The sequence below is a fragment of the Comamonas flocculans genome (genome assembly GCF_007954405.1).
GTDB classification, from domain to species: domain Bacteria; phylum Pseudomonadota; class Gammaproteobacteria; order Burkholderiales; family Burkholderiaceae_C; genus Comamonas_C; species Comamonas_C flocculans.
In genome coordinates this window covers 1,317,655-1,329,291 of record NZ_CP042344.1, presented here as the reverse complement: position 1 = coordinate 1,329,291, position 11,637 = coordinate 1,317,655, and the positions used below count along the sequence as shown (strand labels likewise).

The 11,637-nt window shown below is 68.6% G+C and carries 11 protein-coding genes; 8 read left to right on the top strand and 3 right to left on the bottom strand.

What is annotated here, in order from left to right; all coding sequences use genetic code 11:
- Positions 1-34 precede the first annotated feature (34 nt).
- On the bottom strand, positions 35-376 hold the full coding sequence (locus tag FOZ74_RS06465) for a helix-turn-helix domain-containing protein (protein ID WP_146912286.1): 342 nt from the start codon (positions 374-376) through the stop codon (positions 35-37).
- Positions 357-737, bottom strand: coding sequence for a type II toxin-antitoxin system RelE/ParE family toxin (locus FOZ74_RS06460; RefSeq protein ID WP_146914107.1), 381 nt, complete (start codon positions 735-737; stop codon positions 357-359). Before FOZ74_RS06460 ends, FOZ74_RS06465 begins: the two co-directional genes overlap by 20 nt.
- A 244-nt stretch (positions 738-981) precedes the next feature.
- On the opposite strand from FOZ74_RS06460, the gene FOZ74_RS06455 reads away from it, so the two are divergent.
- The 7 genes from FOZ74_RS06455 (at position 982) to FOZ74_RS06425 (ending at position 8,769) form a co-directional block, all read left to right on the top strand.
- Complete coding sequence (locus FOZ74_RS06455) at positions 982-1,812, top strand: SDR family oxidoreductase (RefSeq protein ID WP_146912285.1); 831 nt, start codon at positions 982-984, stop codon at positions 1,810-1,812.
- Between the two features lie 90 nt (positions 1,813-1,902).
- Positions 1,903-2,484 carry a DJ-1/PfpI family protein gene (locus FOZ74_RS06450; protein ID WP_146912284.1) on the top strand — a complete coding sequence of 194 codons (582 nt, stop codon included), beginning with the start codon at positions 1,903-1,905 and terminating at the stop codon, positions 2,482-2,484.
- Positions 2,485-2,683: 199 nt separating this feature from the next.
- Positions 2,684-3,049 carry a ribbon-helix-helix domain-containing protein gene (locus FOZ74_RS06445; protein WP_146912283.1) on the top strand — a complete coding sequence of 122 codons (366 nt, stop codon included), beginning with the start codon at positions 2,684-2,686 and terminating at the stop codon, positions 3,047-3,049.
- A 17-nt stretch (positions 3,050-3,066) separates the two neighbouring features.
- Positions 3,067-4,431, top strand: a complete 1,365-nt coding sequence (locus FOZ74_RS06440; RefSeq protein WP_146912282.1) for an MBL fold metallo-hydrolase RNA specificity domain-containing protein — start codon at positions 3,067-3,069, stop codon at positions 4,429-4,431.
- Positions 4,432-4,474: 43 nt separating this feature from the next.
- Positions 4,475-5,797, top strand: a complete 1,323-nt coding sequence (locus FOZ74_RS06435) for a glutamate-5-semialdehyde dehydrogenase (protein WP_255437811.1) — start codon at positions 4,475-4,477, stop codon at positions 5,795-5,797.
- 11 nt (positions 5,798-5,808) lie between these two features.
- On the top strand, positions 5,809-7,287 hold the full coding sequence (gene trkA, locus FOZ74_RS06430) for a Trk system potassium transporter TrkA (protein ID WP_146912280.1): 1,479 nt from the start codon (positions 5,809-5,811) through the stop codon (positions 7,285-7,287).
- 15 nt (positions 7,288-7,302) lie between these two features.
- Positions 7,303-8,769, top strand: a complete 1,467-nt coding sequence (locus tag FOZ74_RS06425; protein WP_146912279.1) for a TrkH family potassium uptake protein — start codon at positions 7,303-7,305, stop codon at positions 8,767-8,769.
- Between the two features lie 28 nt (positions 8,770-8,797).
- Here FOZ74_RS06425 and FOZ74_RS06420 read toward each other — a convergent pair whose 3' ends face one another.
- The gene (locus FOZ74_RS06420) at positions 8,798-10,048 is read right to left on the bottom strand and encodes a Yip1 family protein (protein WP_146912278.1); all 1,251 of its coding nucleotides are present in this window, start codon (positions 10,046-10,048) and stop codon (positions 8,798-8,800) included.
- A 312-nt stretch (positions 10,049-10,360) separates the two neighbouring features.
- Between FOZ74_RS06420 and gshA the strand changes: the two genes are divergently transcribed.
- On the top strand, positions 10,361-11,629 hold the full coding sequence (gene gshA, locus FOZ74_RS06415) for a glutamate--cysteine ligase (protein WP_146912277.1): 1,269 nt from the start codon (positions 10,361-10,363) through the stop codon (positions 11,627-11,629).
- The last annotated feature ends 8 nt before the right edge of the window (positions 11,630-11,637 follow it).

Genomic DNA, 11,637 nt, shown 5'->3' with positions numbered 1-11,637 from the left:
TTCGATAGCTGTTCGCGCTTGTCTGGCGCCACATTCAGGCAAATATCACTTCAACAACCCCCGTCGTCTCTACTTGCGGATCAGGGCCGATCACGATCTGGACTCTGCGCCCCAAACGGGCCAGGCACGCCATCAGCTTGGCCTCGCTGATGCCCCGGAACTGCCCGCGCAGCATGTTCGACAACTTGGGCTGCGGCATGCCCAGCACCTGCGCGGCCTCTTGCTGAGTCCAGCCGTGCGCCTTGATGATCTCCCGGATCTTCGTTACCAGCCTGGCCTTCACCAGCATCTCATCGGCCCCCGGCAAGCCCAGGTCGGCATAGACATTGCCCGAGCCGCGCTCTACCTCGATACCTTCAACGATTCGCTTTTTCATGTTCCAACTCCCGTGCTATCGCCTCGGCCACCTTCAACCGGGCATGAACCATGTCCATGTCTTCCTTGGGCGTAGCCGTGCCGCGCCTGGACTTTTTCTGAAAGCAGTGCAGCACAAAGACCGCCTCGGCGAACTTGACCGTGTACACGGCGCGGTACGTGCCGCCTTCATCGCTTTCCACCACCTCCAGCACGCCCGCCCCGCCAAAGCCCTTGAGCACCTTGGCGGCATCAGCCTTGTCACCCGTCTGGGCCAGATGCAAGGCATATCCGAAAGTGTCTTGCACCTCGCGGGGCATCGCCATCAGGTCTTTCTTGCTTGAAGCGATCCATTCCAGTGGTTTGATGCCTGGTTCGTGCATGCCGACAATTATCTCCATTTGGGTATTGCCAACAAGCGCCGCCCTCTTGCTGCGTGTCAGTTTTTTCGGACGCATTGGCAACGGTACCGGGGCAGACATCCGGTCGCAGCGTCGGGGCTGCCGGGCTTGGGCACGTTGAGCTACTTGTATCGCGGGTTCACATCGTTTCGGGTGGCCAGACATTCGGATACAACGCTGGCGCCGCTTGGCGTTAGCGTGAACGCTTTGCCAAGAGGAGCCGCGCATGCCATCCACCGTTTTCATCACCGGCTGTTCCTCGGGCATAGGCGCCGCCGCGGTGCGCCACTTTGCCGCGCAGGGCTGGAACGTGGCGGCGACGCTGCGCGATCCGGCCAAGGCGCATTTCGAGCCGGGCGCGGGCCGTGTCGAGGCGTTCGCGCTCGATGTGACCGGCGCGGCCTCGGTCGATGCGGCCGTCGCTCAGGCGCAGCAGCGCTTTGGCCGCATCGACGTGCTGATCAACAACGCCGGCTACGGCCTGTTCGGGCCGTTCGAGACCGCCACGCCCGAGCTCGTGCGGCGCCAGTTCGCGACCAATGTCGAAGGCGTGTTCGCCGTCACCCGCGCGGTGCTGCCCGGCATGCGCATGCAGGGCAGCGGGGTGGTCATCAACATCGCCTCGCTCTCGGGCCTGGTGGCGATGCCGCTGTATTCGCTGTATGCGGCCTCCAAGTACGCGGTGGTCGGGTTTTCCGAATCGCTCAGCCACGAGCTTGCGCCCCTGGGCATCCGCGTGAAGGTGTTTGCGCCGGGCGCGGTGGATACCGACTTTTCCGGGCGCTCGCTGGCGCGCACCTGGGAGGGCGACGGCGGGCCGTATGCGCCCGCCATCGCCAGCGTGCAGGCGGTGTTTGCCGCCAACCGCGCGGGCGGCGGCGCGGCGTCGACCCCCGAGGCGCTGGCCCGCGCCCTGTACGGCGCCGCGACCGACGGCAGCGCCCAGGTGCGCTACGTGGTGGGCGCGGACGCCGAAGAGGTGCTGCGCGCGCGCCAGCAGCTGGGGGACGAGGCCTTGCTTGCCGGGCTGCGCCAGCGCTTTGGCCTGGCCGCCTGAGCGCCTGCGCCATGTAGTAAGGGAGTAACACCCGCCGCGCCCGCAGCGCACCAACAATGGGCTTTTGCTGAAAACCCAGGGAGACGAGCGATGGCGGCGAAGAAGATACTGATGGTCTGCGGCGACTATGGCGAAGACTACGAAACCATGGTGCCCTTCCAGGCGTTGCTGGCCGTGGGCCACCAGGTGGACGCGGTGTGCCCGGACAAGAAGGCCGGCCAGCAGGTCAAGACGGCGATCCACGACTTCGAGGGCGCGCAGACCTACAGTGAAAAGCCGGGCCACAACTTCACGCTGAACGCCAGCTTCGACCAGGTGCGCGCGCAGGACTACGACGCGCTGGTGGTGCCCGGCGGGCGCGGGCCGGAATACCTGCGCACCTATCCGGCGGTGGTGGCGCTGGTGCGCCACTTCTTCGACGCCGGCAAGCCGGTGGCCTCGATCTGCCACGGCGCGCAGCTGCTGGCCGGCGCGGGCGTCCTCAAGGGGCGCACCTGTTCGGCCTACCCGGCGTGCCGCGCCGAGGTGGAGCTGGCCGGCGGCACCTATGCCGACATCGCCGTCGATCAGGCGGTCACCGATGGCAACCTGGTCTCGGCCCCGGCCTGGCCCGCGCACCCGGCGTGGATCGCGCAGTTCCTGAAGCTGCTGGGCACGCGCATCGAGCTCTGAGACGGCGGACCAGCCCTCACCCCCGCCCTCTCCGGGAGGGAGAGGGAGCACAACCGGCGCGGCATTTCGCCCTCGCCCCTTTGTGGAAAGGGAGCGAGATGGGGCCGGGTTGGCTCCTCGCCCCTTTGGGGAGAGGTTGGGAGAGGGGCTTGCGGCGCGTGCACAATGCGCCGCAAGCCCGTGACCCGGAGACATCGCGATGTGCCAGATTTTCATCAGCGCCGACCCGCAGCTCTACGACAGCCGCGCGCGCTCGGTGCGCCTGCATGGGGTGGCCACCAGCCTGCGGCTGGAGAACTTCTTCTGGCAGGTGCTCGAAGAGATCGCCGGGCGCGACGGCCTGTCCGTGCCGCAGCTGTGCACCCGGCTCTACGACGAGCTGGTGCAGGAGCGCGGCGCGGTGGACAACTTCACCTCCTTCCTGCGCGTGTGCTGCGGGCGCTATCTGGCGCTGCAGCTGGCGGGTGGCATACCGCCGGACACGCGGGTGGCCATCCGCAGCCTGAACCCGCAGGCGGTGCTGGCGCGCGAGCGCACGGCGCAGGCGGCGCTGCAGCCGGCCTGAGGCGGGTAGGCGCGGACGTGGGCGTTTCGCTTGCCTTTCTGGGCGGCGCCGGCACCGTCACCGGCTCCAAATACCTGGTGCGCCACGGCGGCCAGGCGCTGCTGGTCGATTGCGGGCTGTTCCAGGGCTACAAGCTGCTGCGCGAGCGCAACTGGCAGCCGCTGCCGGTGGCGAGCGCCGCCATCGATGCGGTGCTGCTCACCCATGCACACCTGGACCATTCGGGCTATCTGCCGCTGCTGGCGCGCGGCGGCTTCGCGGGCGCCGTGCATTGCACCGAGGCCACGCGCGACCTGTGCGCCATCCTGCTGCCCGACAGCGGCCACCTGCAGGAGGAAGACGCCGCCTTCCTGAACCGCCACCGCCTGAGCAGGCATGCGCCGGCGCTGCCGCTCTACACCCGCCAGGACGCGCTGCACAGCCTGCGCCTGCTGCGCGCCCAGCCCTGGCATGCGCCGTTTGCGCCGCTGCCCGGCTGGCGTGCCGAGCTGCGCGGCGCGGGCCACATCCTGGGCGCGGCCAGCATCCTGCTGGAGGTGGGCGGGCGGCGCGTGCTGTTTTCCGGCGACCTGGGGCGGCCCGACGACCTGTTGATGCATGCGCCCGAGCCACCGCCCGAGGCCGACGTGGTGCTGGTCGAATCCACCTACGGCGACCGCAGCCACCCGGGCACGAACGTGCTCGACGAGCTGGCTCCGGCGCTCGCGCGCCTGGCCGCGCGCGGCGGCGTCGCCGTGGTGCCGGTGTTTGCCGTCGGGCGGGCGCAACTGCTGCTGCACGCGATTGCCCAGCTCAAGCAGCAGGGCCGGGTACCCAAGGGGCTGCCGGTGTATCTGGACAGCCCCATGGCGCTGGATGCGACCGAGCTGTTCGGCCGCCACCGCGATGCGCACCGGCTGGGGCAGGAGCAACTCGTCGCCATGGCACGCGGCACGACGCTGGTGCGCAGCGTGGAGGAATCGAAGGCGCTGGCCGGCCTGCACGGGCCGCGCGTCATCCTCTCGGCCAGCGGCATGGCCACGGGCGGACGCGTGCTGCACCACCTGGCGCTGCATGCGGGCGAGCACCGCAACATGGTCATCCTCACCGGCCACCAGGCGGGCGGCACGCGCGGTGCGCGCATCGCGGCCGGTGAGGCCAACGTGCGCATGCTCGGGCGCGATGTGGCGATCCGCGCCGAAGTGGTGCAGCTCGGCAGCGCCTCGGCGCATGCCGACGGTGCGCAGACCCTGGCCTGGCTCTCGCGCATGCCGGGCGCGCCGCAGACCGTGTACGTGGTGCATGGCGAGCCGCAGGCCGCGCAGGCGCTGCAGGCACGCATACATGCCGAATTGGGTTGGCGCGCCGAGCTGCCCGAGCATGGCCAAAGCGTCGCGCTTTGAGCCCGCGCCCTTGCAGCGCCGCTCTTGCGCCAGAATCTGCCCCATGAACGCCCTGAACATCGCCGAATACACCGAGACGCTGGGTTTGCAGGCAAAAGCGGCTGCAGCCCTTATGGCATCTGCGTCGGCAGCTATCAAAAACAAGGCATTGCGCACACTGGCGCGGCTGCTGCGCGAAAGCGGCGAGCCGCTGGCCCGGGCCAATGCGCAAGACCTGGCCGCCGCCGAGGCCGCGGGCCTGGCCGCACCCCTGCTGGACCGCCTGCGCCTCACGCCCAAGGTGATAGAGACCTGCGCGCTGGGCTGCGAGCAGCTCGCGGCCATGCCCGACATCATTGGCGAAATCATCGGCATGACGCAGCAGGAAAGCGGCATCCGCGTGGGCCAGATGCGCGTGCCCATCGGCGTGTTCTGCATGGTCTATGAAAGCCGCCCCAACGTGACCATCGAGGCGGCGAGCCTGTCGATCAAGAGCGGCAACGCCGCCATCCTGCGCGGCGGCTCGGAGGCCATCCACTCCAACCGCGCGCTGGCCGAGCTGGTGGTGCGTGCCCTGCAGGAAGCCGGCCTGCCCGGACACGGCGTGCAACTGGTGCAGACCACCGACCGCGCGGCCGTCGGCCGCCTCATCGCCATGGCGCAGTACGTGGATCTGGTGATACCGCGCGGCGGCAAGGGGCTGATAGAGCGCATCAGCGCCGAAGCGCGGGTGCCCGTCATCAAGCACCTGGACGGCAATTGCCACAGCTATGTGGACGAGCCCTGCGACCTGGACCTGGCAGTGAAGGTGGTGGACAACGCCAAGACGCAGAAATTCAGCCCCTGCAACGCCACCGAGAGCCTGCTCGTTGCGCGCGGTGTGGCGCAGGACTTTCTGCCGCGCATGGCCGCGGTGTTCGCGACCAGGGGCGTGCAGATGCGCTGCGATGCCGAGGCCTTGCAGATATTGAAGGAAAAACTGCCGAAAACGCTTGCAGGACAAGCGCTTGCAGCTATCAATGTAGAAGAATTTCTGCAGCCCGCCCAGGAGTCGGACTGGTCCGAGGAGTACCTTGCGCCCATCATCAGCGTGAAGGTCGTCGCGGGGCTCGATGAAGCGATCGCCTGGATCAACCGTTACGGCAGCCACCACACCGACGCCATCCTCACCACCGACCAGCGCCACGCCCGGCGCTTCGTGCGCGAGGTCGATTCGGCCAGCTGCATGGTCAACACCAGCACGCGCTTTGCCGATGGTTTCGAGTACGGCCTGGGCGCGGAAATCGGCATCAGCACCGACAAGTTCCACGCGCGCGGGCCGGTGGGCATCGCGGGCCTGACCTCGCTCAAGTGGGTGGTGCTGGGCGAGGGCGAGGTGCGCAGCTAGCGCCGCCGGGCATGAAGATCCTCATCGTCGGGGCCGGCCGTGTGGGCGCGGGCGTGGCCGAAAGTCTGGTGTCGGAGAAGAACGACATCACCGTGGTGGACCACGACGCCGACGGCCTGCGCGAGCTGCAGCAGCGCCTGGACTTGCGCGGGGTGGTGGGCAGCGGCACCGACCCGCTGGTGCTGGCCGAAGCCGGCGCGCGCGACACCGACCTGCTCATCGCCTGCGCGGCGCAGGACGAGGTCAACCTGGTGTGCTGCAAGCTCGCCTGGATGCTGTTCAACATCCCCACGCGCATCGCCCGGGTGCGCGCCCACGCCTACGAGGACGGCAGCGCGCTGCTGTCCAAGGAGGGCTTCGCGGTGGACCATATCCTCTGCCCCGAAGACCTGCTCACGCGCTACATCGGCCTGCTGGTGCAATACCCCGAGGCGCTGCAGGTGCGCGAATTCGCCGGCGGGCGCGCCTGCCTGGTGTCGGCGCGCGCGCGCATGGGTGCGCCCGCCGTGGGCGTGCAGATCAAGACGCTGCGCGAGCAGATGCCCGAGGTGGCCATGCGCATCGTTGCCATCTACCGGCGCTTTACCGAAGGGCCCGACCGTTTCGTGCCCTGCGGTGGCGACACCTTGATCGAGCCCGGCGACGAGGTCTTCGTGCTCGCCGGGCGCCAGCGCATCGCGCGGGTGCTGGCCGCGCTGCACCGGCGCCAGGACCAGCCGGCCCAGCCTGTGCGCCGCCTGATGGTGGCCGGCGCCTCCAGCGTGGGCGAGCGCCTGGCGCAGGAGCTGGCGAGCCAGCAGGGGCGCTTTCACATCAAGATCATCGAAGAGGACGCCGAGCGCTGCGAGCAGCTGGCCGCGCGCGTGCCCGAGGGCGTGCTGGTGCTGCACGGCGAAGCCTCGGATGAGTCGCTGCTGGAGGAGGAGGGCGTGCAGGAGACCGACCTCTTCCTCTCGCTGTCCGACGACGACGAGAACAACATCATGGCCAGCCTGCTGGCCAAGCGCATGGGCGCGCGCCGCGTGCTGGCGCTGATCAACCGCGACACCTACGCCGACCTGATGCACGGCACGCAGATCGACATCGCGCTCTCGCCCACGCAGACCATCCTGGGCGAGTTGCTCACCTACGTGCGCCGCGGCGACGTGCAGGCAGTGCACAGCCTGCGCCGCGGCGTGGCCGAGGCGCTGGAGGTGGTGGTGCGCGGCGACCGCAAGACCTCGCGCGTGGTCGGGCGGCGCGTGCAGGACCTGTCGCTGCCGCCCGAGGTGCACATCGGCCTGATCGTGCGCGGCCTGCCCGACCCCGAGGCTCTGCCGCCCGCCGACGACGAGGCCCCGCGCGCCCCGCCTGCGGCCGAGCCCGAGATCATCATCCCGCGCAGCCACACCGTGCTCGAGAGCAACGACCACGTGGTCTTCTTCCTGCCGCGCAAGCGCCTGGTGCGGCAGGTGGAAGAGCTGTTTCGCGTGCGCGCCACCTTTTTCTGAACCCTTTGCCCGCGCATGAAAGACCTGGCCATCGTCGCGCGCGTGCTGGGCATGCTGCTGTGCATGTTCTCGGCGGCGCTGCTGCTGCCGCTGGTGGTATCGCTGGCCTGGCAGGACGGGCTGTGGCGGCTCTACGCCGTGTCGGGCCTCGCGATCGCGGCCTGCGGCGGCGCGCTGTGGTGGCGGCTGCGCCGCCAGAGCCGCGACCTGCTGCCGCGCCACGGCATCATCCTGGTGACGCTGTCCTGGGTGGTGCTGCCGCTGGCGGCCAGCCTGCCGCTGTGGCTGGCGCTGGCCTGGGCGGGGCATGTGCTGTCGTTCACGCACGTGTACTTCGAGGCGGTCTCGGCCCTCACCACCACCGGCGCGACGGTGATCGAGGGGCAGGACGCCTTGCCGCTGTCGCTCAATGTCTGGCGCACCTTCCTGCAGTGGATAGGCGGCATGGGCATTCTCATCATGGCCATGGCGGTGCTGCCCATGCTGGGCGTGGGCGGCAGCCAGCTGTTTCGCGCCGAAGCCGCGGGCCCGATCAAGGACGCCAAGCTCACCCCGCGCATCACCGAAACCGCCAACGGCATGTGGGGCGTGTACCTGGCGATCTCCACCGTCTGCGCGCTGGCCTTCTGGCTCGCTGGCATGCGGCCGATGGACGCGCTGATGCACATGTTCACCACCATGAGCCTGGGCGGGCTGTCACCGCACGACGCGAGCTTCGCCTGGTTCAACTCGCCGCTGCTCGAAGCCATCGCGGTGGTCTTCATGGTGCTGGCCAGCTGCAACTTCACCCTGTACTTCGTGGCGCTGCGCCGGGGCAAGTGGTTCGCGCTGTGGCGCGACCCCGAGGCGCGCGCCACCGTCATGGCGCTGCTCGGTGGCGGGTTGCTGGTGTCCCTCATCCTCTGGGCCAAGGGGGTGTATGCGCCGCTGGACGCGCTGCGCTACGGCATGTTCCACACCGTCTCGGTGGCCACCACCACGGGCTTTGCCAGCGTGGACTATCCGCACTGGCCGGTGTTCGTGCCGGTGTTTTTGCTGCTGCTGTCGGGCGTGGCCACCAGCGCGGGCTCCACGGGCGGGGGCATCAAGATGGTGCGCATGCTGATTCTGGTCAAGCAGGCGCGCCGCGAGCTCACCCGCCTGGCCCACCCGCGCGCCATGCAGCCGGTGCTGCTGGGCGGCAGCGTGGTGGACAACCGCATGATCTTCTCGGTGCTGGCCTTCATCCTGGTCTATGGCGCCACGGTGTTCGTGCTCTTCATGGCGCTGCTGCTCACCGACGTCGATCCGCTGACCGCGTTTTCCATCGTGCTCTCCAGCGTCAATTGCACCGGCACCGGGCCGGGCACGCTGGGCATGGATGCGGGCTATGGCCAGCTCAGCGACTTCCAGATGTGGGTCTGCACCCTGGGCATGCTGCTGGGGCGGCTGGAGATCTTGAGCTTCGTGACGCTGCTCTCGCCGGCCTTCTGGCGCGGGTGAAAAAGCCCGCATAGCGGGCCCGGCCGGCTCAGGCGGGGGTTCGCGCAATGGCGCCCAGTTGCTCGCCCATGGGCAGCAGGTGGCGCTTGAGCTCCTCGATCCCTGCGGAGCCGTTGGCTTCCAGCAGAATGTCATTGGGCAGCAGCATGGCCAGCTCGGCGCTGCTGCCATCCTTGGCATAGCGCTCCTGGATGGCGGTCTTGCCCTGGCGGTAGACGCGCTCGATGCTGTCGGTCTTTTCGCTGTCCACCTCCGAGCTGGACCAGGCGGCCAGGCCGATGCGCAGGGCCGGCGAAGCGCCCAGGTCCCTGATCTTGATCTGCACCGTCTGCCCGCCGGCGCCATAGCTGGCGCTGGCGGTGCTCATCTTCATGCCGAGTGCGGTATCGGAGCGCGCTTCGACCTCCGTGCGGGGCAATCCGCCCAGACTTTCGGGCAGGGCCTTGCGCAACTGCTGCGGCTCCAGCGCCTGGGTGGCGCCGCCCAGGCCGAGCGCGGCGCCGATGGCCTCGGTGGCGGCCTTGGCCGCGGCGTCCGCATCGCCCTTGGCCTGGGCCGCTTCGATCTTGCGGCTGGCTTCTTGCATGCCCCGGGTGTCGATCGTGATATCCGTGCCCGGTACCTTCAGCGTGACCGATTCGCCGCCCGCGCCTGCAAGGCCACCGCCCGCCCCGCGGCTGGCTGGCGTGAACACGCTCATGGCCAGACCCACGACGAGGGCGGCGATCACCCCGCAGACGAGCACCGCGCCGGTGTAGCCCAGGGCCTTTTCCTGCGGCGCCTTCATCAATACCGGAATGCCGGTATGGACGAGATAGATGGAGTACAGCGCGGCAAGCAGCCCCAGCATGGACAGCATGGGCAACAGGTTGAACACGCCGCCGAGCATTCCCGCGGTCGATGCATAGGCCACCAGCTTGAAGGCGCTGCCCATGTCCTGGCGCGCCTGAAAGCGCGGCGCGAGCTGATTGACGATCAAGGCCAGCACATAGGCCATGGCGAGCGAGAGCACATAGCCCACCACCATGCTCACCAGCCCCGCCGCGATGGGCGTGCGCACCGTGACGCCGAAGACACTGGCGCCGATCAGGCTGTAGCCGATGAACCCGGCCACGGCCGGGATGGCCGCGAGGTAGATGAGGTAGTTCTTGTAGATGGCCGGTGGATTGCCGTCTTCCGCGTCGATCTGCGGCCAGGTCTCGCGCGGGCGCAGCAGGATGTCGCCCACCCGCTTGAGCAGCGCCGCGCGAGCGCCGGCATCAGAGACGATGTTGTTCATGGATTCCCCTCCAGTCAGACTTCATGGATCCCGGGCATGGCGTGCCGCTTGCCCGCGCTCTGGTACATAACCTCCGCGCCCGGCCTGGCATCAGGCAAACCGTGCGCTGCCGGGGTTTCGGTTTCGCGCCCGAAGCGCCCGCCCGGGCCTTCGAGGTCCTGTCAAGGTTACCCGATGATGCCTGTGCCACCCCGTTGCAGCGCCATGCGCCACCATCTTTCGCTTGCCTGTTCCCTGCGCGACTACGGTTGGCCGGCAGAGAACGCTTTCTACAATGGCGGCCACCCATTCCCGCCACAAGAACACACTCGCATGGTTCCCCACCTCATCACCGCACTGACCGGGCCGATCAATGAACTCGAGCAACGCATGCTCGATGCCATGCCCGCCATCGAGCGCTGGTTCCGTCTCGAATGGATGGAGCACACGCCGCCGTTCTACACCTCGGTAGATCTGCGCAATGCCGGTTTCAAGCTCGCGCCGGTGGATACCAGCCTGTTTCCCCACGGCTGGCACCACCTCACGGCCGAGATGATGCCGCTGGCGGTGCAGGCGGCGATGGCGGCCATCGAGAAGATCTGTCCCGAGGCGCGCAATCTCTTGATCGTGCCGGAAAACCACCTGCAGAGCCCCTCGGACGTGGCCGACCTGGCCCAGTTGCAGCGCATCTTCAACCTGGCCGGACTGAACGTGCGCGTAGGCTCCATCGATCCGGAGCTCAAGAAGGCCACCACTTTTCAGCTCGCCGACGGCCAGAGCGTTGCGGTGGAGCCGGCGCTGCGGGTGCGCAAGCGCGTGGGCCTGCGCCATTTCGACCCCTGCACCATCTTGCTCAACAACGAGCTGCCCGCCGGCCCGCCGGGCATCCTGGAAGACCTGTACGAGCAATACCTGCTGCCGCCCCTGCAGGCCGGCTGGACGGTGCGCCGGCGCAGCCGCCACACGCGCTGCTATGAAGAGGTGGGCAAGCGCTTTGGCAAGATGCTGGGCATTGACCACTGGCTGATCCACCCGATCAGTCACAGCGCCGAGGCCGGCAAGACCAAGGCCAGGCGCATGGAAGCGCTGCGCGCCGCGGTGGACCAGACCTTCTCCAAGGTGCGCCGCAAGTACAAGGAATACGGCATCGGCGAGAAGCCCTTCGTCGTGATCAAGGCCGACGATGCGGGCGATGAAGCCGGCGTGGCCGTGCTGCGCGACGCCAGGGACCTGCCGACGCTGGAAGAAAGCGGCCAGTTGCCGCGCAGCGGCCACTGGCTGGTGCAGGAAGGGGTGCTCACGCAAGAGCGCGTGCACGAGGCGGTGGCCGAGCCGGTGGTCTACACCATGGACCGCTACGTGGTCGGCGGTGTCTACCGCATGCACCCGGGCGAAAGCGCGGGGCTGGGCGGGCGGGCCCGCGGCGCGTCTTACGTGCCGCTGGCCTTCGAGCACAGCACCCAGCTGCCCCAGCCGGGCGAGCGCCCCGGCGCCAGCGCCCCGAACCGCTTCTACATGTACGGCGTGGTCGCGCGCCTGGCGATGCTCGCCGCGAGCTACGAGCTCGAAGCCACCGACCCGGAGATGCTGGAGCTGGCCTGAGTTCGTCG